The organism is Streptomyces sp. NPDC055140, assembly GCF_053607285.1.
Map to the genome: position 1 here is coordinate 121,132 of NZ_JBSGTG010000022.1, position 21,886 is coordinate 143,017.

Annotated in this window: 21 protein-coding genes and 4 pseudogenes; 12 read left to right on the forward strand and 13 right to left on the reverse strand. The window is 66.1% G+C overall.

Annotated elements, in window-relative coordinates; translation table 11 throughout:
- Positions 1–41: 41 nt before the first annotated feature.
- Positions 42–296, reverse strand: a complete 255-nt coding sequence (locus tag ACWFR4_RS34050; RefSeq protein ID WP_453655933.1) for a DUF6332 family protein — start codon at positions 294–296, stop codon at positions 42–44.
- A gap of 244 nt (positions 297–540) precedes the next feature.
- A pseudogene (locus ACWFR4_RS34055) lies at positions 541–930 on the reverse strand (NAD-binding protein); the annotation flags it as partial.
- An 18-nt stretch (positions 931–948) separates the two neighbouring features.
- Here ACWFR4_RS34055 and ACWFR4_RS34060 point away from each other — a divergent pair.
- Complete coding sequence (locus ACWFR4_RS34060) at positions 949–1,353, forward strand: LysR substrate-binding domain-containing protein (protein WP_453655934.1); 405 nt, start codon at positions 949–951, stop codon at positions 1,351–1,353.
- Between the two features lie 84 nt (positions 1,354–1,437).
- On the opposite strand, the pseudogene ACWFR4_RS34065 reads toward ACWFR4_RS34060, so the two are convergent.
- Together ACWFR4_RS34065 and ACWFR4_RS34070 are read right to left on the reverse strand one after the other, a co-directional pair.
- Positions 1,438–1,578, reverse strand: a pseudogene (locus ACWFR4_RS34065) (transposase); the annotation flags it as partial.
- A gap of 161 nt (positions 1,579–1,739) precedes the next feature.
- The gene (locus ACWFR4_RS34070; RefSeq protein WP_453655935.1) at positions 1,740–2,375 is read right to left on the reverse strand and encodes an ATP-binding protein; all 636 of its coding nucleotides are present in this window, start codon (positions 2,373–2,375) and stop codon (positions 1,740–1,742) included.
- A 219-nt stretch (positions 2,376–2,594) separates the two neighbouring features.
- Between ACWFR4_RS34070 and ACWFR4_RS34075 the strand changes: the two genes are divergently transcribed.
- A complete protein-coding gene (locus tag ACWFR4_RS34075; protein ID WP_453655936.1) occupies positions 2,595–3,191 on the forward strand; it encodes a TetR/AcrR family transcriptional regulator in 597 nt (198 codons plus the stop codon).
- A gap of 237 nt (positions 3,192–3,428) precedes the next feature.
- On the opposite strand, the gene ACWFR4_RS34080 is transcribed toward ACWFR4_RS34075, so the two are convergent.
- Complete coding sequence (locus ACWFR4_RS34080) at positions 3,429–3,725, reverse strand: hypothetical protein (RefSeq protein WP_453655937.1); 297 nt, start codon at positions 3,723–3,725, stop codon at positions 3,429–3,431.
- 320 nt (positions 3,726–4,045) lie between these two features.
- On the opposite strand from ACWFR4_RS34080, the gene ACWFR4_RS34085 reads away from it, so the two are divergent.
- Entirely contained in the window at positions 4,046–4,528 is a 483-nt protein-coding gene (locus ACWFR4_RS34085; RefSeq protein ID WP_453463221.1) for an N-acetyltransferase family protein, read from the forward strand.
- Positions 4,529–4,965: 437 nt separating this feature from the next.
- Here the strand turns inward: ACWFR4_RS34085 and ACWFR4_RS34090 are convergent, their stop codons facing one another.
- Entirely contained in the window at positions 4,966–5,940 is a 975-nt protein-coding gene (locus ACWFR4_RS34090) for an alpha/beta fold hydrolase (protein WP_453655938.1), read from the reverse strand.
- A gap of 303 nt (positions 5,941–6,243) precedes the next feature.
- Here ACWFR4_RS34090 and ACWFR4_RS34095 point away from each other — a divergent pair, with 303 nt between their 5' ends.
- Entirely contained in the window at positions 6,244–6,660 is a 417-nt protein-coding gene (locus ACWFR4_RS34095) for an ester cyclase (RefSeq protein ID WP_453655939.1), read from the forward strand.
- A 218-nt stretch (positions 6,661–6,878) separates the two neighbouring features.
- Here the strand turns inward: ACWFR4_RS34095 and ACWFR4_RS34100 are convergent, their stop codons facing one another.
- Positions 6,879–7,967 (reverse strand): alpha/beta fold hydrolase, encoded by a 1,089-nt coding sequence (locus ACWFR4_RS34100; RefSeq protein WP_453655940.1) that lies wholly within the window; start codon positions 7,965–7,967, stop codon positions 6,879–6,881.
- 368 nt (positions 7,968–8,335) lie between these two features.
- Between ACWFR4_RS34100 and ACWFR4_RS34105 the strand changes: the two are divergent.
- Positions 8,336–8,473, forward strand: a pseudogene (locus tag ACWFR4_RS34105) (IS5/IS1182 family transposase); the annotation flags it as partial.
- A gap of 10 nt (positions 8,474–8,483) precedes the next feature.
- On the opposite strand, the gene ACWFR4_RS34110 reads toward ACWFR4_RS34105, so the two are convergent.
- Together ACWFR4_RS34110 and ACWFR4_RS34115 are read right to left on the reverse strand one after the other, a co-directional pair.
- Complete coding sequence (locus ACWFR4_RS34110; RefSeq protein ID WP_453655941.1) at positions 8,484–9,638, reverse strand: Gfo/Idh/MocA family protein; 1,155 nt, start codon at positions 9,636–9,638, stop codon at positions 8,484–8,486.
- A gap of 365 nt (positions 9,639–10,003) precedes the next feature.
- Positions 10,004–11,029 (reverse strand): alcohol dehydrogenase, encoded by a 1,026-nt coding sequence (locus ACWFR4_RS34115; protein WP_453655942.1) that lies wholly within the window; start codon positions 11,027–11,029, stop codon positions 10,004–10,006.
- Between the two features lie 333 nt (positions 11,030–11,362).
- On the opposite strand from ACWFR4_RS34115, the gene ACWFR4_RS34120 reads away from it, so the two are divergent.
- The gene (locus ACWFR4_RS34120; protein ID WP_453655943.1) at positions 11,363–12,082 is read left to right on the forward strand and encodes an SDR family oxidoreductase; all 720 of its coding nucleotides are present in this window, start codon (positions 11,363–11,365) and stop codon (positions 12,080–12,082) included.
- A 136-nt stretch (positions 12,083–12,218) separates the two neighbouring features.
- Here the strand turns inward: ACWFR4_RS34120 and tnpA are convergent, their stop codons facing one another.
- Positions 12,219–12,647: an IS200/IS605 family transposase gene (tnpA, locus tag ACWFR4_RS34125; RefSeq protein ID WP_453655944.1), complete on the reverse strand. Its 429-nt coding sequence runs from the start codon at positions 12,645–12,647 to the stop codon at positions 12,219–12,221.
- A 20-nt stretch (positions 12,648–12,667) separates the two neighbouring features.
- On the opposite strand from tnpA, the gene ACWFR4_RS34130 reads away from it, so the two are divergent.
- From ACWFR4_RS34130 to ACWFR4_RS34150, 5 genes and pseudogenes are all read left to right on the forward strand, one after another.
- Positions 12,668–13,825 (forward strand): RNA-guided endonuclease InsQ/TnpB family protein, encoded by a 1,158-nt coding sequence (locus ACWFR4_RS34130; protein ID WP_453655945.1) that lies wholly within the window; start codon positions 12,668–12,670, stop codon positions 13,823–13,825.
- Between the two features lie 78 nt (positions 13,826–13,903).
- Positions 13,904–14,422 carry an SDR family oxidoreductase gene (locus ACWFR4_RS34135; RefSeq protein ID WP_453655946.1) on the forward strand — a complete coding sequence of 173 codons (519 nt, stop codon included), beginning with the start codon at positions 13,904–13,906 and terminating at the stop codon, positions 14,420–14,422.
- Positions 14,423–15,058: 636 nt separating this feature from the next.
- On the forward strand, positions 15,059–15,379 hold the full coding sequence (locus ACWFR4_RS34140; protein ID WP_453655947.1) for a hypothetical protein: 321 nt from the start codon (positions 15,059–15,061) through the stop codon (positions 15,377–15,379).
- Positions 15,380–16,218: 839 nt separating this feature from the next.
- The gene (locus ACWFR4_RS34145; protein ID WP_453655948.1) at positions 16,219–18,189 is read left to right on the forward strand and encodes a SpoIIE family protein phosphatase; all 1,971 of its coding nucleotides are present in this window, start codon (positions 16,219–16,221) and stop codon (positions 18,187–18,189) included.
- A 265-nt stretch (positions 18,190–18,454) separates the two neighbouring features.
- Positions 18,455–18,706: pseudogene (locus ACWFR4_RS34150) on the forward strand (transposase); the annotation flags it as partial.
- 443 nt (positions 18,707–19,149) lie between these two features.
- On the opposite strand, the gene ACWFR4_RS34155 reads toward ACWFR4_RS34150, so the two are convergent.
- On the reverse strand, positions 19,150–20,043 hold the full coding sequence (locus tag ACWFR4_RS34155) for an alpha/beta fold hydrolase (RefSeq protein WP_453655949.1): 894 nt from the start codon (positions 20,041–20,043) through the stop codon (positions 19,150–19,152).
- Positions 20,044–20,128: 85 nt separating this feature from the next.
- On the opposite strand from ACWFR4_RS34155, the gene ACWFR4_RS34160 reads away from it, so the two are divergent.
- On the forward strand, positions 20,129–20,605 hold the full coding sequence (locus ACWFR4_RS34160) for a MarR family winged helix-turn-helix transcriptional regulator (protein WP_453655950.1): 477 nt from the start codon (positions 20,129–20,131) through the stop codon (positions 20,603–20,605).
- Between the two features lie 109 nt (positions 20,606–20,714).
- Here the strand turns inward: ACWFR4_RS34160 and ACWFR4_RS34165 are convergent.
- Positions 20,715–21,514 (reverse strand): IS5 family transposase gene (locus tag ACWFR4_RS34165; RefSeq protein WP_453468203.1). Its coding sequence is split into 2 segments (ribosomal slippage): positions 20,715–21,176 and positions 21,179–21,514, totalling 798 coding nucleotides; the frame shifts between segments, so codons are not numbered across the junction.
- 42 nt (positions 21,515–21,556) lie between these two features.
- A complete protein-coding gene (locus ACWFR4_RS34170) occupies positions 21,557–21,811 on the reverse strand; it encodes a DUF6332 family protein (protein ID WP_383095873.1) in 255 nt (84 codons plus the stop codon).
- Positions 21,812–21,886: the final 75 nt, after the last annotated feature.

Consider the following 21,886-nt stretch of genomic DNA (forward strand, 5'->3'; position numbering starts at 1 on the left):
GCCACGCCGGCAGGCTACCGACATCAAGGACAAGCCCGCAGTCAGCGGCCCATTCGGCGCTGCTCGTCGAACCGAAGCAGCACCCGTACCAGACGCCACATTCCGGCCGTCGCTCCGAGCAGTGCACCCCCCACCAACACGCCCTTCTTCCCTGAACCAGAGATGCCAAAGACTAGTGCGAGAGTCAGAGCGACGGCGAAGACCGCCGCAGCCAGCGCGACGGCAGTCACCAGGGCGAAAACGATCTCCACCGTCATTGCGTCCTTTTCCCACCGCGACTCTCGCCCCATGTCCATGCTGCAAGTCTCACATCACGGTCAAGCCATGGCGCTTGGGCCGGACAGCCTGACTCTCACGTGCGGAGGCGCACCCACCAATTGAGATGACTTCTAAGTGACGCAGCTACCTGCGCTGAGGCCTCACGGTCGACCTTCTCCCAGTCGATAACGATGGCTCGGGACCTGCCGCCTATCCAGCGAGGTTCAGGTTGTGCAGGCGGGCGATGTCCAGCACGGCGTGACGGGGCAGGTTGTCACGGCTTCAGGATGCGGGAGGTGCGTCGAAGCTGGCGAAGTAGGCGGCAGCCATGTCCTCGTCAGCATGTCCGGCCGCGGCGGCGCGCTCCAGGCGGTCGGCGCCCGCGGCGGCGAGGTCGAGCCGGACGCCGTACCGGCGTCCGGCCTCGACGATGAGGCGGGCGTCCTTGGCAGCGGTGCTCACGGTGAACTGGGCCGGGGACAGCTGGCCATTCAGGACGAGGCCGGCCTTGGCGCGCAGGTACGGCATGTCGAGGCCGCCGCCCGCGATGGCGCCGAAGAAGCTCTGCGGGTCCACGCCGAGGGCCTTCGACAGGGCAAGGACCTCGCCGGCCGCGTTGGTAGCAGCGATAACCCAGCTGTTGGCCACAAGCTTCAGCCGGGTGGCGCAGCACCCCGCTGGCAGGCACAGGTGGATGGCGCTTCGGCGCCCGACGATCTCTGCGCAGCACTCAAGGACATCCCGCTCGTCACCTACGCGGAGGGCCTGCCCATCGTTCGCCGATACTGGCGGCTCGCCTTCGGCAAACAGCTCACCACCCATGCCGCCGTCACCGTGCCCAACCTGTCCGCCGTCGTCTCCGCGGTCGCCGCCGGCTGCGGCTACAGCGTCTTGCCCCGCTCCCTGTGCCAGGACCACCTCACCGCCGGCACCCTGGCCCTCCTCCACGACCCAGACGAACCCCCCTCAACACCCTCTTCCTCGTCCAGCGCCCCGGCACCGAAGCCAATCCCGACGTCATCCGCGTCCGCGACACCCTCCGCCACGCAGCCCTCACCTGGTAGGAGCCGCTGGCTGGCCGGTGCAGGTCGGTGAGCCAGCCCCGTACGGCCGCGGGGTCGGCGCCGCGCGGCGCGCAGTTTCGCAATCGGTTCCCGGGCGCATGCGTCTAAAGAGGTCCTAACAAAGCCGTTGGATGTGGCGGTGGGTGATGAGGCAGGTGGCGAGGCCGAGGAAGGCTTCGTGGATGTCGTCGCGTCGTTCCCAGCGGATGCGTAGGCGGCGGAAGCCGTGCAGCCAGGAGATGGTGTGTTCGACGACCCCTGGAGGGAAACCCGTACCGTCAGAGGTCCGTGACCTGGGCGTTCGCTATCCGCGCCCGCAGGTGACCTGTCACTGGTTGTCGCCGTAGGTCGCTACCGAGCGGCCTCGCGCGGCCCAGGGGCGGCCCAGGGATGCCGTCCGGACCTACCGGGACCAGGTCAGTCGGAGGCAGACGATCCCTTTGGTGAAGGCGTCTGCGTCAGCATTTCGCACCACGCGGTCTTGCCGGTCGCCGTACGGGTGCTGCCCCAGGCGTCCGCGAGCAGGTCGAGGAGTTCCGTGCCGCGTCCGCCTTCTGCGTCGGCGTCGACGACGCGGCGTACGGGGCCGGCGGGGTCAGTGTCCTCGACCTCGCACCGCAGCCGGGAGCCGCACACCTGCAAGTTGAGCCGCAGAGGGCCGCGCGTGTGACGCAGGGCGTTGGTGACCAGTTCGCTGACCAAGAGCTCGGCGGTGTCTGTGAGGTCCTCCAGATTCCAGTCGCCCAGTTGGGCGGTCACCAGGCGCCGGGCCTGGCGGACCGAGGTCAGTTCCCGCGGTATAGGCCATGAGGAGTCCCAGGCGGTTGCGCGGGCGCGGGGCCTGTCAAGCGGCCGCAGGGGCTCCAGGGTGCGCGACCAGAGAGCCCGGTTCCGGGCGACCCACGATGTGTCTGCGCCCTCCGGAGACGGACCTTCCCCCTGTGCCGGGTCCGCGGCGCCCTTCCGCCCTGACTCCTCAAGTCGGCGGCGGTAAAACCGGGCAAAGCAGCCCCGGCGAGAGGTCGTGGAGAGGTCGATGGCCCGGGAGGTCACGCGAATCAGTCCCTTCTGAAGCCCTGGCGGCCATGGCCGCCAGGGCGGCGGAGGTCCGTCGATGACCGGGCCGGGCATGCACCAGGTCCTGCGTCACGTAGCACTCGCTACGCTTACAAATATACACGTAGCGGGTGCTACAGTAAATACCTGAACGAACACCAATGAATCAGACATGTGGGACTGGTCCGTCTCGCGCAGCTGCAGCTGGGAGCCTTCATGCCGCGCCCGCCCGACCCAGCCAAACGACGCGACCTGCTGAACCGGGTCCGTGAGTACGTGATCCGCAACGGCCTGGCCGACCTTTCCCTCCGCCCACTGGCCCGGGCCCTGGGCACCAGCGACCGCATGCTCTTGTATTACTTCGGAACCAAGGAACGCATGGTCGCCGAGGCACTCGCCCTCGACGAGAGGCGCCCGCTCCTGCGCGCCCGGGATCTGCTCGACCCCACCGCCTCCCCCAAGAACCCTGCGGAGCTCCGCCGCTTCGTGGAGCAAACCTGGCAGCAACTCAGCACCCCGAACCTGCGCGCCTGGCTCCCCCTCTACCTCGAGATCATGACGGCCAGCCTGCTCCATCCCGACCGGTACGGGCCCGTCATGCGCGACGTGCTCACCGAGTGGACGGGCCTGCTCATCTCCGTCTTCCGCGGCCTAGGCATGACCGAGGCCCGAGCCCGAACGGAGGCCGCCCTCCTGGTCGACGCGTTCCTCGGCCTGCTCATCGCACCCCTGGCCGACGGCGACTGGGACCGAGCCGACGCAGCCCTGCACACCCTTCTCGACCGCCTCGAACCCGGCTGGCACAACACCTAGAAATACTCAGGCCGGCAGCTTAGGTCTGGAGCGCTCGAATTCCTCCTGGGTGATCGTCCATCGCTATCTGTCCCACGACCTCTCCGTCCCGAAGCGACTTGGGATGCTCGCTGCCCTTGGCCTGCCGTGCCTGTCACCTGCGCTGATGGTCCGCTGACGGCCACGGTTGTTCGCGAGTGTGCGGCGCGGTTGTCACGCAGTTAGACACTCACCGCTGAGGCGGTGATGCCGGAGCCCTCAACCTCCGGAACGGTTACGCAGGTCAGTCGTGACACTCGACATGATGCTCATTGCCTGGTGCGGAGAGGTCTCTGCCAACGGCATCTCAACCTGGGGGTCATAGGCCGTCAGGCCGGTCTCCTTCTCCACAAGCGCGCAGAGGGAGAAAAGCTTGCCGAGCACTCTTACAGCGCCATCACCGTTGTGCCGGTAGAGCACCGTGATGCTGACCTCGTCACCGAATACGGACAGGTCGATACCGGTGTCGGAGTGGCTGAGGTCGCGTGATCCCTGCTCGTACTCCGTGATGTCCACATCGCCGAGCAGCGCGCGGGCCTGCGGCCTATTCGCTGCCACGCTTCGAGGAGCTCGGCGGGGATCGGCTCGCTGTCTTCGGCCACGCCCTCGGCGGCCTCCAGGACGTCGTCCCAGGACTGCCCCTCGTCTCGGCTCAGAAAGTAGATGTCGTAGCTCATCGCGGGATCGTTATGATCCGAGCCATGGAGTGCGTTGCCGCTTGGCGTACGCGGGGCTGAGGGCCTGGCTCACCGCCGATTCACTCGGTCGGGAGCGGGCTGACCCATGCCCAGGTTTTCCCTTGGGTCTCAACCCCTAGGCATGAAAGGCGCACTTCGATGCGTATTCGCGCATTCGTCCCCAGCGACCTGGCTTCACTCACCGAACTGACCATTGAGACGTTCCGGCCGTTCTACGAGGAGGCCTTCCGCCCCTTGATGGGCGAGGTCGTCTTCGCCATCCAGCATGGCAACTGGCGCGAGGACTACCGACAACAGGTCGCCGGACTCTACGCACCCGAGCGTCACGCATACGTCGCGGTCGCTGAATCAGAAGACGGCATCGCGGGTTACGTGGCTTGGAGCGTCGATCTGGATCGCAGGCACGGCCGAGTCGTGATCCTTGCAGTCTCGTCCCAACATCGCCGACACCACGTAGGTACCACTCTGTGTGAACACGCCTTCGAGCAGATGCGCTTGCTCGGAGCAGAGATCGTTGAGATCGGGACCGGAGGGGATGCCTTTCATGCACCCGCTAGGGCTCTGTACGAGCAGCTCGGGTGCACTCCGCTCCCGGTAGCCGTCTACTTCCGGCAGCTCTGACGCCGTGGTTGTGCGGGAAGTGGAGCCGTGCGGTGCATGGCTTGCTGCCCCTCAGTCACCATTTTCCCCAGCTCCCATCCCGTCCGCCGTCGACCCACACACCGTGGAGCGGGCGTGGTTCATGGCGTCTAGGTGGAGCGCGCCACTTTACGGACGACCTGGACGACCTGGACGCCATGGGCCGCGTCTGCTGAGGTTCTCTCGTTGCTCGGGAGTCGCCGATCAGCTGGTCAGAACGGGTTGACGGGTGTTCAGGTTCGTTGGTTCGGTCGTCGCCTGGTCGGCGTGGTACTTCTCCTCGAACTCGATCGGACTGAGGAAACCGAGCAGAAACGAGTTGCGTAGAGAAGGCTCGCGGCGGCCGTCGACAGCCGATGCCGGCCGTGCGCCCTTACGGTCGCCGGTGGCACAGGAAGGAGCGCCGTCCCCGAACGCCGTCAGGGCGCGGGGTGCCTCAGCCGGCGGCCCAGGAGGATGGTTCCTGCGCCCGCGATCAACGAGGCGGCGGCGATGCCGGTCAGTGCGGTCTCGGCCCGGGCGTCATGAGTGGTTCCGGTGGCGGCCAGCGCAGGCCGGGCGGAATCGGCCGCCGTGGCGGCTTGGAGGACGAGGTCGGTGACCGCATCCGGGTGGCTGATCATGGCCACATGAGAGGAGTTGATCTCCACCGTGTGTGAACCCGCGCGCTTGGCCTCGAAGCGTTCCTGGTCGGGGTTGATGGTCTTGTCCTGCTTCGCGACGAGGAACCACGACGGGATGTGCTTCCAGGCGGCCACCTTGGCCTTCTCTGAGAACGCGGTCGTAGCCGCGGGTCGTTGGGTGACCGCCATGACCCGCGTGGTGCTTTCCGGCAGGTCGGCGGCGAAGACCTGGTGGAGCTTGTCGGGCTTGAGGTAGAGGTCGGTCCCGCTGACGCCGTCGGCCCGGTAGGGAACGGACTTCGTGGCGGTGCCGAGTTCGCTGGGGAACTTGGCCCCCAGGGTCATTCCGGTCTCGCCCACGTCCGGCATCAGCGCCGATACGTACACCAGGGACTTCACCTGCGGGTTGTCCGCGGCGGCCGTGCTGATCAGGGCGCCGCCGTACGAGTGGCCCACCAGCACGATCGGGCCCTTGATGCTGTCCAGCACGGAGGCGATGTAGGCGGAGTCGCTGTACAGCCCGCGTAGCGGGTTGGCGGGGGCGATGACGGTGTAGCCACGCTGTTCAAGCCGTTCGACGACCCCGTTCCAGCTGGAGGCGTCCGCGAACGCCCCGTGCACCAGCACGATGGTGGGTTTGGCCGCGGTTGTGCCGCCGTCCGCGGCAGCAGGGGCTGCCACGCCCGTGCAAAGGGCCACGGCGCACCCGGCCGCGATGACGTGTGCGCGCCGTATTCGGCACCGTGAGCCGGGGACCGGAAATACCGTCATGTCATTCTCCTTTTCCGTGACACCTACGGCACCTGAGTGTTCACCCATCTGCACCGACAGACGCGGCCACGCACTCCAACCGGGTCACAGAAGAGGGCCATCGGAGTGAATGCCGGAGTCAACGAGTTTCGGAGGAGTCACGGGTGCAGACCGTGGTCCCCGATGGAGAGCAGCCGCTCCGGAGGCCTGCCGCGTAGACAGGCTGGGGGCGTGTGGCCGGTGTACGGTCGCAATACGGCGTAAGTGCGTGGGCTTCGCGGCCGGCGGATAGGCCGGTGGCCGACACGCGCACGAGGAGTGCCTATGTCCCAGCAAACAAACATCGCCGCGCAGACTGCTTTCGGAGAGGCGGTCATCACCGGCAACCTCGACGCTCTCGACGAGATCGTCGCACCCGACTCGATCGACCATGATCCTGCCCCAGGACAGGTGTCGGGGCCCGAAGGATATAAGGCCATGTTCGGCGAGTTGCGAGCAGCCTTTCCCGACTTGCACGTCGAGGTGGAGCATCTGGTGGCTAATGACGACGAGTTGGCCTTCGCCTACACCATCACCGGGACGCATCTGGGGCCGCTGATGGGGCAACCGGCGACCGGCAAGAAGGTGAGCTACCGAGGCATGCAGATCAGCCGCTTCGACAGCGACGGCAAGCTCGTCGAACGCTGGGGCAGCAGCGACGAACTCGGCATGCTGCGTCAACTCGGCCTCGCCGAGGTATGACCCCGTGAGCGGACGTTCTCGACGATCTCGATCCAGGCCCTAGATCTACGCCAGACATTGAGCCTTTTCCATCCTCACTCTTCACCTGACCTGCTCAAACTGAGGATGGATAAGGCTCACTGACTGCGCTTCGCTTTGCGGGAGACGCACTGTTGACCCCTGAGGGGGTCCCGCCTCCGTAATCGCCTCTGGCCGAGGCGGGCACGCGAAGCCCGCTGTCATTTACCCGTGGCTCCGCCGTTAGATGACATCCGCCCGGCTGCGGGAAAATGGTCGACGTCCACGACGGCCCGCGCGAAGTCGCGGGGCGCTTCCTGGGGAAGATTGTGACCGATACCCTTCAGGGTTCGGTGCGCATAGTGACCGGTGAATTTATCGCGATAGGAAGAGCCGCCGCCCGCAGGCGTGAAGGGATCGGCCTCGCCGTCGAGGGTGATCGTGGGCACGGTGATGACGGGACTTGCGGCGAGCCGCTTTTCGAGGTCGTCGTAACGGGGGTCGCCCTTGGCCAGGCTCAGCCGCCAGCGATAATTGTCGATCACGATGCTGACGTAATCCGGATTGCGGAACGCTGCCGCGGTGCGATCGAACGTGGCGTCATCAAAATCCCATGTAGGGGAGTTGAACTTCCAGATCTGCTTCGCCAGATCATGCCGGTTCTGTTCGAGGCCGAGCCGGCCCCTCTCCGTGGCAAAGTAGAACTGATACCACCACGCCCACTCGAGCTTCGGCGGCAACGGCTTCTTGTTGGCTTCCAGGTTCGTGATCAGATAGCCGCTCACGGAGACCAAGCCCTTGACCCGCTCCGGCCAGAGCGCGGCAATGATGTCCGCCGTCCGCGACCCCCAGTCGTAGCCTGCGAGGATCGCCTTGTCGATCCGCAGCGCATCCATCAAGGCGATGATGTCGAGAGCAAATACCGACTGCTGAGCGTTCCGGAACGTCCCGCTCGAAAGGAAGCGCGTCGTGCCATGGCCCCGCAAATACGGAACGATGACCCGGTATCCCTTTTCCGCCAGCAACGGCGCGACAGCGACGTAACTGTGAATGTCGTAAGGCCAACCGTGCAGGAGAACGACGACCGGTCCATGGGCCGGGCCCAATTCGGCGTATCCCACATTCAGGACGCCAGCCTTGACCTGCTTCAATGAGCCGAACCCCGAGTTTTCCTTCACCTGCTCGACCGTCTGCGGAAAATTATTGTTTTCGCCGGACACGGCAGTCGAGCATGCCACGGAAAGGCCGGCCGTCGAGGCCGCAACCGCCCCCGTACCGACGGCCTTTCCGAAGGTTCGTCTGCTGATCATCTCCATACTTCCCGTGAAACCGCGGCCGCCCGGTAGCCGAGTTGCATCGACGGTGAACGCACCAATTCCCTACCCGGTCCGGCAGCCGTCACCTCGCCGGTCACGGGAACGTCAGGCCATCGGCCGAAGGCTGCGCGACTGCGCAAGGGGCCGGCGGCGGCGGATCCGGGTGGCCGTGATTGGGGGGCTGCTTGCTGAGAGCGCGGCACGGACCGCGGCCGGGCTGGAGCGGGGCGGGAGCCGGAACGGTGGCCAGGCGTAGTGGCCTAACCTCGACTCGTGAGGGGTCGTCAGTTTGCTGACGGCCCCTTTTTGTTCGGTCGAAGCAGTGAGCTCCTTCAGCGTTGCACTCCATGGTGAGAATGGCCGAGCGGACAACGTCCTGGCTGAGCGGTTACCGCAGACTCAACCACCGCTACGAGCGTCACCCGGGCAACTACCCGGCCTTTCTCGGGGTGGCGGCCGCCCTCTGCTGCTACGAACGCTTTCGCAACCTCACCATGTAGGGCCACGCTCCTACGAGCCTTGCTCTGGGAGTGTGACCTTCCGGCCGGTCCGTGCCGCCTCTCGGATCGCTTCCAGTATGCCGTGCCGCCGGACCGCGTGTTGGAAGTCGGGAACGCCGTCCGTGTCCGGCGCAAGGCTCCCGGTGATCTGGTCGCGCAGAAGCGCGTACTCGTGGGCGACGTTGTAGGCAGGCTCGGCCGATCGCTCCGTCCAGTGCGTCAGCGACCGCTGGTAGCGGGCGGGAACCGGGAGTTCGGTCAAGACGCCGTCGCTCCCTCGGGCGCCGTACAACCGCAGCCGCCCCGACCACCACTGAGCCTGGTCGGCCTTGACGACGAGATCGCCATCCGTGCCGTTGATCTCCCAGTGGAACACGGTTGCGCGGGACTCGCCGCCACGCAAGTGCATAGCGGCCACGGCCCCCGATTCGAGCAGACCGGTGACGGCGATCTGGTCCTCGGAACTCTTGGCCGCGACCGCCCCGCTCGTCACGTGGGTGACCTCGGGCCGCACGTTCGCCATGTGGGCCGACACCTCGCGGAACTCCCCAAGCACCATGGCCAGTGCGTCGACCGAGTGCCCAAAGGGGATCGACAGCAGCGTGGCGCCGCTCGTGACATCCAGCAGGTACGCATGACTATCGTCGTACGCGGCGCCCCAAAAGCCACCCGACCCGAGCATGCTGGTCGACAGCACCCGCCCCACATAGCCCTCGGCGACCAGGTCCCGCAGATACCGAAGCGGCGGAGCCGACCGGGCCTGCAGGCCCACGGCCGTCAGCAACCCCCTGCGATGCGCGAGGTCCGCCAGTTCCTCGGCCTGCGCGAGGTCGGCACCCAGCGGCCACTCGCTGAACACCGTCTTCCCCGCTTCGAGCGCAGGCCGGATGAGCTCCAGGTGCTGTGGAACCCTCACCGTCACGACCACGAGATCGACTTCCTCGCTGCGGGCCAGGTCCTCCACGCTGCTGAAGGTCAGCGGCACCGCATACTTTTCGCCTGCCGCACGCGCCGACTCGTCGCTGCTGCCGCTGAGCGCCAGCAACTCGTATCCGTCGAGCCCGGCCAGTGCCGGCACATGGGCGGTAGCCGCCCACCCGCCGCTTGCGCTCAGACCTACGACACCGACACGAATCGGTCCCTGACGAGAGGAAGCGGACGTCATATGCACACCCCACACGTTCGCGGCCGCCTGCTCTCTCGCCAACGATCAACAGTCATGTCGGACACGATCCAAGTGGTGAGTCGCGCCTTCGCTCCTCCCCAACCCACCATCCTCCCCAGCTCCCACTCTGTCTGCCGTCGGCCCACACCCGTCGAGCGGGCGTGATTCCTGGCGTCTCGATGACAGGAGCGGCCTGGTCGAACAGGGTTCCTGATCGAGTGATCGCGCAGGAGTCGGCGCGTGGCAGCAGGGCCTCCTGGCAGTTCAGGGCACCTCAGTCGTATCTCGCCGGTACGCGCGGACAGTTCAAGGCGGTCGGCCCAGGTCCACGGATGGTCATCGCCGTGGATCCGCGCAGGCGCAAGTCAGCCGGTGGTCAGCACCATGCGGAAGCGAGCGGAGCCGGAGAGCATCTTCCGGTAGGCCGCGTCGGCGTCACTCAGTGGCATCGTCTCGACGATGGGACGGATACCGTGCAGGGCGCTGAACGCCATGGTGTCCTGCACGTCCTGAGCGGTACCGGCCGGGTGTCCTCGAAGGGTTCGGCCCCGCAGGATGAGCTGAAGTGGGCTGATGCCGAGGGGGTCGGGTGAAACTCCTATGACCACGAGTTCACCACGGTGCGTCAAGCCGTCGACAGTTGCCGCGATGGCCTCGGAGCTGCCAGCAGTAGCCAGTACGGCCTTCGCGCCTCCCAGAGACTGCAGGGCTTCCGCGACCGAGGTCGCCCCCGTGCTGTCGACGTAGTGATGGGCCCCGAGGTCCTTGGCGGTGTCGGCCTTCTCGGACCCACGGGCGATTGCCACGGTTTCGAAACCCATGGCCACTGCATACTGCACACCGAGGTGGCCGAGCCCACCCAAGCCCAGAACCGCTACCAGGTCTCCGGGACGTGCGGAGCTGCGCCGCAGCCCGTTGTAGGTAGTGACTCCCGCGCAAGCCATGGGGCCCGCGTCGGTCGCCGAAAGGGCGTCGGGTATCCGCGCCAGGGCATCAATCGGCGCGATCATGCTTTCAGCGTAGCCACCGTCGTATGTCGGACCGGGAATTTTGAGGTTGTCGCAGAGCATGAAGTCGCCCTGCCTGCAAGGGATGCAGTGTCCGCAACTGCCTCCGAACCACCCCACGGTCACGCGGTCTCCCACGTTCCAACTGTTGCTCTGGGCTCCTTCGCCGAGTTCTGCGATACGCCCGGCGATCTCATGCCCGGGAACCAGCGGGAACTGCACTCCGGGCATGCCGGCACTGACGAACACATCGTCGCTGTGGCAGATCCCGCATGCTTCGACGGCCAGCCGCACATGCCGGGGACCTGGGTGTGGCACCTCGCGCTCGACGATCTCGAAGCGCCCGTTCGGGGTCGCGACCTGCGCGGCTCGATAGGTGGTCATGCCTGTCTCCGTACTGCCGGAGCGGCCGACCCACGGATCGACCGCAGTCTGCATGACGGGATTGAGTGGGCCCCGCAATCGACTCCTCCCTCGGTCGACACGAGAGCACATCCATCCCACCACTGCCTGGTCGCCCAGGCAACAGATGCCGCTGGTCCTCCGTGCGGAATCATGCTGGCTCTCCGGCAAGGGCGCGCGCCTTTACGTAAACGCACTCCGGGTGGTGATGGACAGCCGTGCGAGGTACGTTCGGAAAGGGTGGAGACGTTTGCGTGGAGCATCGCGGAACGAGCGACCCGCAGCCCTTCAATCGCCCTGCGGGAAAGGTGTCCCATGAAGATTGACGGGTCCGTTGCATTTGTCACGGGTGCCAACCGAGGGCTGGGGGAGCAGTTTGTGCGAGCCCTTTTCGAGGCTGGAGCAGCCAAGGTCTATGCGGGAGCCCGCGACCCCGCAAAGGTCACGGTGCCGGAAGCCGTCCCGGTGGCCGTCGACCTCACCGACCACGAGTCGGTGAGGGCAGCCAGTGCCCAGGCACAGGACGTGACACTCCTCATCAACAACGCCGGATCCACCACCCGTGCCAACATCCTCACGTCCGACCTCGACGCATTCCGGACGGAGTTCGAAACGCATGTGCTCGGCACGCTAGCTATGAGCAGAGCTTTCGCCCCCGTACTCGAGCGCAATGGCGGCGGAGCACTGGTCAACGTTCTCTCTGTGCTGTCATGGGTGTCGATCCCGGTCAGCGCCGGATACGCCGCAGCCAAGTCCGCCGAATGGTCAGTGACCAACGCCCTGCGCGTCGCCCTCGCGGAACAGGGCACGCAGGTCACCGCACTGCATGTCAGCTACCTGGCGACCGGCATGGCTGCGAATGTGCACGGCCCGAAAGCCGATCCCGGCGAAGTCGCCCGTACGGCGCTCATCGGCGTCGAGGCCGGACGCCACGAGGTGCTCGCCGACGAGGTCAGCAAGCAGGTTCAGGCCGCTCTGCCTGGGGGACCGGACGAGCTGTATCCACAACTGCACGGTGGGCCATCGCTGGTCTGACGCACCGGGGAGGCACAGCCCTCCCGTGCCGTCGTCTCGTTGATTGGACAGTCCCCCCGGGGCGTTCACGCCCGGGAGGAAGTGCTTCTCTGGACTGCTGTGACCCGCAGGTTTCCACGGGTCCGCACGGTTGACCTCAGCCGGGACGTTTCTGGTTGTCGATGTACTCCTTGTTGATCGACAGCGGGGCGCCCCCGCACGAGGCGGCAAAGTACGAGGGCGACCAGAAGTGGTCACCCCACAGGTACTTGCAGATATGTCCGGGAAACTCCTGGCGGAGCCTGCGGGCACAGACGCCCTTGAGGGAGCCGGCCAGCCGGGATGGGGAGACCTTCGGCGGGTAGTGCACCAGCAGGTGCACGTGATCGGTCTCGCCGTTGAACTCGACCAGCTCTGTTTCGAAGTCCGCGCAGACGGCGTGCATGACTTTCTCGCAGCGTCGAGGGATCTCGTCGGTGAACGGTCCGTGCCGGTATTTGGGTGTGAAGACCAAGTGGGCGTGGAGGGTGTGGACGACCGTGCGACCCCTGCGAATATGGGGGTTTGGCTCCCAGCGTGGTGACATACGTCGATACGATCACCCGCGTGAAGACCGTCGTGCAAGTGAAGCTGATGCCGCAGGCCGAGCAGGCCGCCGCGCTGTCGGTGACGCTGCACACGGTCAACGAGGCCGCGAACTGGGTGTCGGCGGTGGCGTTCGAGCACGGTGTCCCGCGTGAGTACGAGCTGCGCAAGCACACTTATGGCGAACTGCGGGCGCGGGGACTGGGGGCGCAGGCCGCCCAGCACATCATCAAGAAGACCCGCGATGCCTACACGACGCTCAAGGCCAACATCCGCGCCGGGAATCTCGGCAAGGAAGGCTCTCAGCGTCGCCGCAAGGCGGAGTCCAAGCCGATCACGTTTCGGCCCCGGGCTGCGCAGCCGTATGACGACCGGTGTTTGAGCTGGCAGTACGACGCGCAGACGGTGAGCATCTGGACAACCTCCGGGCGCATCAAGAACGTCCGCTTCGCCTGCTCGCCTGACGCACTCAAGACGCTCCGGGACCACCGGCAGGGCGAATCGGACCTGATCGAACGCGACGGCGTGTTCTACCTGATCGCGACCTGCGACGTTGCTGAGGCCGAGCAGTACGAGCCCGGCCACTTCATCGGCGTGGACCTTGGAATCGCCAACATCGCCACCACATCCACCGGCCGCAAAACTGCCGGGCGTGGCCTGAATCGCCACCGCAAGCGGCAACTCGACCTGCGCAGGAAACTCCAGGCCAAGGGCACCAAGTCCGCGAAGCGGCTGTTGAAGAAGCGCAACCGGCGCGAACAGCGCCACGCGAAGAACCAGAACCACATCATCGCCAAGACGATCGTGACCGAGGCTGAACGCACCTCGGCCGGAATCTCCCTGGAAGAACTCAGGGGAATCCGGCAGAGGGTACGGCTCCGCAAGCCCCAACGGGTCGCACTCCACTCCTGGGCCTTTGCCCAGCTCGCAGACTTCATCCTCTACAAGGCCCGCAGGGCCGGCGTCCCCGTGGTCTTCGTCGATCCCGCCTACACCTCGCAGCAGTGCTGCGAGTGCGGCCACATCGACAAGAAGAACCGGGCAAGCCAGGCCCGCTTCACCTGCCGGAACTGCGGGGTCGTTGCCCACGCAGACCGGAACGCTTCCCACAACATCGCCCGCAAGGGCGAGGCTGTGTGGACTGCGGGGCGTGAGTCACGCGTCCCTGCCACCCCATAAGGGTGACTGGACGGAGGAGCCCACCCAACAGCCAGTCGGGCGCTACCTCCAAACCCGGCCCTTCAGGGCCGGGCCAAGTTGACTGACTTGCCCTACGCGGTCGACCACGTCATATCGACAGCCGGTGGCCCGTTGTACGCGCCCCTGGCCGACATGGACGTGGCGGAGACCAGTCGGCACTTCGGCGAACGCCTCGCCATGACGCTCGGGATAGCCAAGTACAGCCAGGGCAGGATCCGGGACGCAGGAACGCTGTTGTTCATCGGTGGCACGGGCGGTCGCCGCCCCGGCATCGGCAGGGCCGTCACCTCAGCGCTCACCGCGGCGCTTCCCGCCCTCACCGCGAACCTGGCACTCGAACTGGCGCCGGTCCGGGTGAACCTCATCGCTGCCGGATTCGTCGACACGCCTTTGTCAGCCTCACTCCTGGGCAATCAGATCGATGCACGGCGTGAAGAACTCCGCGCCTCGCTCCCCATCCGACGGGTCGTCGTCCCGGAGGACGTCGCTGCTCTGGCCGTACACATCATGTGCAACGAGGCATTGACGGGCGCGACGTACGACATTGACGGCGGTCAGCAGCTGTTGTCTCAATGATGAGCAGAACCACCGCTGTACCTCGCAACTCTTCTTCGCCACCTGTGGTGGCAGCATTTGGGGATCCGGTTCGCTGTTGAGGATGCCGAGATCTCTGCCTTGTAAGTTCGATCTGTCTTCTCCCTGTCGCGCTCCACCCGCGCGCACTTGGGCCGTTCGCGACCGCTGAACGGTGCGGCTGTCCATAGCCGTTGATGTCAACGCTGGATGTCAGCGGAACAGCTCCGGCATCGGGCAGACCTCCAACGGCTCATCCGGTCGGTCAGCCCATCTCCACCACACATGGCGACTGGTGCCCATACTCCATGCGGGTGGTGTGGGCTCTGGGGAGTCACCGTCGAAGAGGGACGGCGTCAGGGGGACGTCATGGCTCGGCCCTGACCGCCAACCGCTGACCTGCGGAATTGAGCAGACTTCTACTCAAGATGCTGGAGAGGGTATGTGCTACTAACGTGAATTCTGTGAGACGCAACCGGGGCACGGCCCGGGCGGCAAGATTCCGGAAGGACCGGAACCAATGAGCGGCGAGACGTGCTCCCGCTTGGAGCTGTGACCTCTGCGAACCGCACCGTATGTTCTGCATGCGCTGTGGCCACCGCCTTCGAACTTCGGTGGCGGAAGGAAAGGTAGAGACTCATGCGAGCACCTCATATCAAGCGTTCCCTCGCTGTAGCCGCCGCCGGTGTGATGCTGGCTGGTGGCGCCGGTGTTGGTGCCGCAGGGGCGGCTGCGGCTGCCCCTGCCCACGCGACCTCCGCGGCCAGCCACTTCTCCGGCGGGTGCGGCTGGTGGGATGACTGCTACGGCTACGGGTACGACAGCGGGTACGGGTACGACAGCGGGTACGGGTACGGCTACGACAACGGGTACGGCTACAACGGCTACGGCGGCGTAGCCATTATCGTGGTGGGCGGTTACGGCGGTTACGGCGGTTACGGCGGTTACGGCGGTTACTGAGCCCACTCGGGGAGAGGTGAACTAGTGCCGCATCAGGCAACGTTCGCCCTGTGGAAAACTCGTCGGAATGGTCTGTAGGGCGTGGCCGAGGATGGTCCTTCGGGCTGCTAGCGGTTCTGCGCCGGCTCTCCCACACGCTGAAGCGGGAACGGCGCGGGCGCACCAGCGGCGACGCCACCCTCTTCATGATCGAGTTAGTGGCACGGAGGCGCCGCCGACCGCCGACCTCCTCGCGGTCCTTGACTGAGCGCCCGCGCGTCAGGCCCGATCACGTCGTCGACGACAAGGGCTACAGCTCGAAGGCGATGCGCACCTGGCTGCGACCCCAACCCACCCCTCACCCCCAGGTTCTATCCGTCCGCCTTCGGCCCACACATCGTGGAGCGGGCGTGGTTCAGGGCGTCAAGGTGGAGCGCACCATGTACGAACGACCTTGACGCCCTGGGCTGCGACTGCTCGGTTCTGTCTTGGGTGACACGACGGCCGGACATGACGCTGGGGTGCGTCTCGGTGCGGCGTCGTTGATGTCAGCCGTAGATGTCAGAGACCTTCTGATCCGTAGCTCTATGTGGACCGGTCAACGGCAGCCATGGCGGTCGCGTCGCAGTGGCCAAGGGACTACAGGCCGTGGGTCATTGCTGGGGTTGCCGTACTCCGCTGCTGTACCGCAACCGAGCTCCGTCGCCCCGTCTTCACGGGCGGCTGTCTGTCGTTTCCAGCGTGTTCCCTGCCGCCGTCACTCGACGCAGCCGGTCAGACACACCCTCCATCGAGACATCTCGGCAAAATGCGCGAAAATGACTGAACGGGCTGTTTTGGCATTTGCCAGGGAGTCACAGATGGACGCCTCGGACGAACTCCTTCGAGGGGCTGACCCGGCGGCTCTTCTGACGCTGGACGGCGCTATCCGCAGCCTCAACGCCGCGATGGCCACAGCGCTGGGCAGGTCTGCGGAGCAGTGCCTGGGACGTGACTTCGGTGATCTGTGGCCCGCAGGCCAGCGGATGTCGGCCGAGAGTCTCGTGGCCCACGCCGTCAAGACGAAGACGGTCGCGATGCGGGTGCTGGACTTCCCCGCGCGAGGCGGAGCACCCGTTGCCAGCTTGATCGAGGCGCGGTCGGTCAAGGATCCCACCGATGACGAGCAACTGGTCTGGGTGCACGCCCTGGATGCGCGAAACGACCTGGCCAGCCTGCTGATCCCGTTCCGGATGGCCACCACGGCCGCCCACCTCGGCCTGTGGATGTATTCACCCAATGATCACCAGCTGGAGTGGCTCGGTGGCGCACCCGCCGTGGCCGCGCTCTTCCCGGATCCCACTACGTCGCTTTCCACAGTGATATCGGCGGTGCACCCTGACGACCATGAGGCTTTGCGGCAGCTCGTGCGCTCGGCCTCCACCCGGCAGTCCCTCTGGGTGAGGTTGCGGTACCTCCCCCCGCACGAGGGCTGGCACCAACTGGCCGCCCAGACCCGTCGGCTCCAGTTGGGATATGGCGGCCCCGAGCGGATCTTCGGGCTGGTCCGCGACGACACCAAGCAGGAGAAGCGCAAGGAGAAGGCGCAGGCCGCACTGACTGCCGAGCGACAACGCGCCAAAGACATCGCCGACTTCTCTTCCGCCTTGATCACCGCAGCCACGGAGCAGGAGTTGCAGCAGGTCGCCCTGACCCGGCTCGCCGCAACCTTCGGCGCCAGCGGCGCCCTGCTCGCACTCGTCGACGAAGGCCGCCTGCGCGTCTCCACCGATGCCGGGATAGCCATGTGGGAGGCCGACGTCCTGGACGGCCTGCCGCTGGACCATCCGAGCGCCCTGCCCGAGTCGATCCGCACCGGCAAGCCGCAGTTCATCCCCGACCGGAAGGACTACATCCACCGCTGGCCGCACGGGGCCGAATTTCCGCGGCTCGGCCGACTCGGCTCCGACTACGCCACCTCGATCACCCCCCTCAGCGAGGCAGGCAATCAACCGCTCGGGGCGTGGCTGGTGACCTACGGCAGCGGATACCGGCCGTCCTTGGACGAGATGACCCTCATGGGTACTCTGGCCGACCTGGCAGGCCAGGCACTGAGGCGCATCAGGTTGCAGCAGGCACGAGTCGAGTTGGCCACGGCGCTGCAGAAGACCATGCTTCCCACGCTGCCCGAGCATCTCGCGGGCCTGGAGGTCGCCGCCCGCTACCGACCAAGCCGCGATGGGCTGGACATCGGCGGAGACTGGTACGACGCCTTCGCGATGCCCGACGGCACGGTCGCAATAGAGATCGGCGACGCCCAAGGGCACGACGTGGACGCCGCCGCAGTTATGGGACAGGTACGTGCCTCCATGCGTGCGATCGCCGCCCACGAACCGGATCCCGCAACCGTGCTGACGCGCACCAACGAGCTGCTTGTCACGATGGGCGCGACACGATTCGCCAGCTGCACCATGCTGCACATCGACCCAGGCGATGGACAGGTCACCGGCGCCAGCGCCGGCCATGTGCCGGTGCTGTGCGTGCGCAAGGACGGCAGCCACAGCATCCACGAGCTGCCGGGCGGGCCGGTCCTGGGAGTCGTGCCCGACATCGAGTACCGCGAGGAGATCTTCACCCTGGACGCGGACAGCGCGCTGCTCATGGTCACCGACGGCGTGGTCGAGGGACCGGGCCTCACGTTGGAAGCCGGACTGGAACGAGCCGGAACACTGGCCGGCGCAGCCCTCCACGACGGACTGAACGCCGAGGAGACCGCCGACCGCGTCCTCGACGCCGCGGTCGCGGTAGACCATCTCGACGACGTGGCCGTGCTGGTCATCCGACGCACATGAAGGCACCCTCGCCCTCACGCACCCTCTTTACGGTCCCCCGAGCCAGCCTCGGAAGGACCCTCCGGCCCCAGTCACCCAGAGCCCCAGTTCGGAAGGTCGCGCATGCGGGTGCGGGCTGAGCTGGCAAGACGCTGACCTGTACGTTCGGGGTTTCGCTGACCAGCGTTCCCCGCTGTTCCCCGACAGTCGCCGCCTCATCGGGCACGAGAGGGGCACGCATGGCCTCTCGCGGTTTCGCAGGCCCGCATGGCCCGGCGGGGCCGCCAAGTTCCCCAAGGCTGCCGCCCACTTGGACGCTGCCCAGCACGAACTCCTGGCGTTCACTGCATTCCCACGTGAGATCTGGCGGCAGATCTGGTCCAACAACCCGCAAGAACGGCTGAACAAGGAGATCCGCCGCCGCACCGACGTGGTCGGGATCTTTCCCGACCGAACCGCCCTGATCCGGCTGGTCAGCGCGGTGCTGGCCGAGCACAACGACGAATGGATGGCAGCCCGCCGCTACATGGGCATCGATGAGGCCTGGCTCAGTGCGCGTCGCGGTCGACGCGGCGGCGCATTTCGCGATCCGGGACGCCGCACAGCGGGCCCCGCCTGCCGCGCTCACATAGGACGCCCGGCACCGTTTCGGCGCTCCGCCGATACCCCTACCGATTGCTCTGCCCAGACGGACTTCCCTGCGGCTTGGTAGCGGGTGCCCCACTGGTCCGCGACGCTCGCGACGATGAACAGCCCTCGGCCTGTCTCGTCGATGGTGAACGCCGTTTCCTCGTCCACGCCCCAAGCCTCCAGTCGGCGGCGGGCCGCTGCGCGAACCCCATCCCGACAGTCGCAGAGCCCGGACCGGTAGGGCGCGAGCGATTGCTGATGCGGTCCCACCCGGCTCCGAGGTCCAGAGGCATTCAGCCAGCAGCTCTCGCGCCTCGCGGGTGCCGTGACCAAACCCGCTGGTGCTCGGGCCTACTTATTGTCGATTCTTCCAGTGAACTCCAGGATTGTGGCCGCGAGTGCTTCAGGAGCTTCCTGCGCGATGAGGTGGCCGACCCCCTCAAGATGCACCGCGGTGACCTCACCGGCGGATACCTGACGGAAGGTCATCTCGGTGATCCTTCCGTGGCCGGCACCCTCAACGGTGAGTACCGGCACGGCGATCGGGTGTGACTCGGCCAGAGCCTTGGTTGCGCCTTCGTCGGAGAAAAGGCCTCGGTAAAGGCCCTCCGTACCTCGCCAGGCGTTCGGACGTGCGTAGCTTCGAACGAACTCGTCGACGTCGCTTTCGCCTATGGAACCCTCCGTCCCGTTCATCAGCGGAAAGGCCCAGTCGGCCAGGAGTTCGCGCTCGTGACCCGGAAGGAGCATTCCGGGTATGCCCGGAGCGCCGAGGAACCCGACATGCCAAGAACCGTGGTTGTTCACGTCGGCAAGAGCCTCGAATCCGAAACCGGCCAGAGCCGTCTCGATTCCGGTGAAGCTGATGACGTCCTCGGGGCGCGTTGCCGCGAAGCGGAAGCCTGTGCCGCCGCTGATGTCCTGGCAAAGGATGTGAACGGGGCCCGCGCCGATGTGCTCGACGAGATGGTGCAGATCCTCGGCTGCGACCGCCTCACCGTACTCGGTGTCGGCGTTGCTGGAGTCGCCGAACCCGCGAAGGTCGAGGGCGAAGACCCGGTGAGTCTCCGCGAGCAGCGGAATCAGCTTGCGGAACGCCCACCAAGTCTCCGGCCAGCCGTGCACCAGCAGGATCGGAGAGCCGTTGGTGCCGGCGGAGACGTAGTGCAGTTGCGTTCCGTTGACGTCGGCCAGGTGATGCGTGACGCCGGGAAGGGTTGCGCCGGAGGGCGTGGTTGTGGTCACGAGAAGCTCCCAAATAGGCAACCTGGTTGCCAATCAAGATAGGCAACCAGGTTGCCCTTGTCAAAGGTGATCGTATGCTGGCTGCATGTCCAGATCAGGCGCCGATCTCGCCCTGCTCCTGCTCGCCAGCTTCCGGACTCTGGCGGATCGAGCCACCGCCGCGCTCGCCGAGCGCGGGTACGAAGACGTACGGCCGGTGCACGACTTTGCCCTCCACTCGATCTTGTCCGGCGCCGACAGCGCCTCCGAACTCGCCCGCAGAATGTCGGTGACGAGACAAGCAGCCGCGAAGACGATCGCCGCACTGGAGGAACGCAATTACGTAGCGCGCCAACCTGACTCGGCCGACGGTCGACGGACGCGACTTCGCGTCACCGAGCACGGACTCGCAATGTTGCAACAGGGCGAAGCGATCTTTGACGAGCTGCGTGAGCAGTGGGAGAAACAGGTGGGTGCAGCGTCGCTCTCAGCACTCGAGGAAACACTCCGATCGCTCGTTGGGGACAGTGCGATCCGGCTCGATTCACCAGGCTGGATCGCGCGCGACCCGGACGTGCAGTAGGCCCTTCTGCGCCTCCCGCACCACTGCTCGAAGTGAACGGACAAACGAAAAATCCGTCCTCGGCGCGCTTGCGGCGGAGGATCAAGTCCTTCTCGATTTAGACGTCATCTCATTTGGTAAGTCTGCGGTAGCAGATCAGGGTGCAGGCAATGCTGGTGATGGCGAGGAAGTGGTCGGCTTTCCGTTCGTAGCGGCGGTGCAGACGTCTGCATCCGGCGAGCCAGGCCATGGTGCGTTCGATGGTCCAGCGGTGGCGGCCGAGTCGTTGCGAGGTCTCGATGCCCTTGCGGGCGATACGGTGCCGGATACCTCGGTCGGATAACCATCGCCGCAGGTGGTTGTAGTCGTAATCCTTGTCGGCGTGAAGTTTGTGGGGCCTGCGCCGTCGGCGTCCCCGGCGGGAGCGGATCGGTGGTATGCCCTTCACCAGTGGGATCAGTGCCTGGCTGTCGTGGGTGTTGGCGCCCGAGATGCCGATGGACAGGGGCAGGCCGGTCCGTTCCGTGATCAAGTGGATTTTCGACCCGTACTTGCCCCGATCTACAGGATTCGGGCCTGTCAGTTCCCCCTTTTAAGGGCCCGCATGTTGACCGTGTCGATCGCGCACCGGGACCAGTCCAGTTCTCCGCGGGATCCGAGTTCGTCGAGGACCAAGCGGTGGAGCTTGGCCCACACGCGGGCTTTCGTCCACTCGGTGAAGCGTCGGTGAGCAGTCGCGCCGGAGGGTCCGAACGAGGCGGTCGGCAACTGCTGCCACGTGCAGCCTGAGGTCGCCACGAAGACGATTGCGGCCAGCACTTCGCGGTCGCCGTGCCGACGCCGGCCACCGCCCTGGGGTCGCGACGGCGCCTCCGGCACCACCCGCTGGAACAACTGCCACAACTCGTCCGGCACCAGCCGCTCAACGATCCCCACGCCGGCAGGCTACCGACATCAAGGAGAAGCCCGCAGTCAGCGGCCCATTCGGCGCTGCTCGTCGAACCGAAGCAGCACCCGTACCAGACGCCACATTCCGGCCGTCGCTCCGAGCAGTGCACCCCCCACCAACACGCCCTTCTTCGCTGAACCAGAGATGCCAAAGGCTAGTGCGAGAGTCAGAGCGACGGCGAAGACCGCCGCAGCCAGCGCGACGGCAGTCACCAGGGCGAAAACGATCTCCACCGTCATTGCGTCCTTTTCCCACCGCGACTCTCGCCCCATGTCCATGCTGCAAGTCTCACATCACGGTCAAGCCATGGCGCTTGGGCCGGACAGCCTGACTCTCACGTGCGGAGGCGCAGC

Coding starts and splice junctions, on each gene's coding strand:
- ACWFR4_RS34050 (WP_453655933.1), bottom strand. CDS start 296: ATGGACATGGGGCGAGAGTCGCGGTGGGAAAAGGACGCAATGACGGTG.
- ACWFR4_RS34075 (WP_453655936.1), top strand. CDS start 2,595: ATGCCGCGCCCGCCCGACCCAGCCAAACGACGCGACCTGCTGAACCGG.
- ACWFR4_RS34085 (WP_453463221.1), top strand. CDS start 4,046: ATGCGTATTCGCGCATTCGTCCCCAGCGACCTGGCTTCACTCACCGAA.
- ACWFR4_RS34090 (WP_453655938.1), bottom strand. CDS start 5,940: ATGACGGTATTTCCGGTCCCCGGCTCACGGTGCCGAATACGGCGCGCA.
- ACWFR4_RS34095 (WP_453655939.1), top strand. CDS start 6,244: ATGTCCCAGCAAACAAACATCGCCGCGCAGACTGCTTTCGGAGAGGCG.
- ACWFR4_RS34100 (WP_453655940.1), bottom strand. CDS start 7,967: ATGATCAGCAGACGAACCTTCGGAAAGGCCGTCGGTACGGGGGCGGTT.
- ACWFR4_RS34110 (WP_453655941.1), bottom strand. CDS start 9,638: ATGACGTCCGCTTCCTCTCGTCAGGGACCGATTCGTGTCGGTGTCGTA.
- ACWFR4_RS34115 (WP_453655942.1), bottom strand. CDS start 11,029: ATGACCACCTATCGAGCCGCGCAGGTCGCGACCCCGAACGGGCGCTTC.
- ACWFR4_RS34120 (WP_453655943.1), top strand. CDS start 11,363: ATGAAGATTGACGGGTCCGTTGCATTTGTCACGGGTGCCAACCGAGGG.
- tnpA (WP_453655944.1), bottom strand. CDS start 12,647: ATGTCACCACGCTGGGAGCCAAACCCCCATATTCGCAGGGGTCGCACG.
- ACWFR4_RS34140 (WP_453655947.1), top strand. CDS start 15,059: ATGCGAGCACCTCATATCAAGCGTTCCCTCGCTGTAGCCGCCGCCGGT.
- ACWFR4_RS34145 (WP_453655948.1), top strand. CDS start 16,219: ATGGACGCCTCGGACGAACTCCTTCGAGGGGCTGACCCGGCGGCTCTT.
- ACWFR4_RS34160 (WP_453655950.1), top strand. CDS start 20,129: ATGTCCAGATCAGGCGCCGATCTCGCCCTGCTCCTGCTCGCCAGCTTC.
- ACWFR4_RS34170 (WP_383095873.1), bottom strand. CDS start 21,811: ATGGACATGGGGCGAGAGTCGCGGTGGGAAAAGGACGCAATGACGGTG.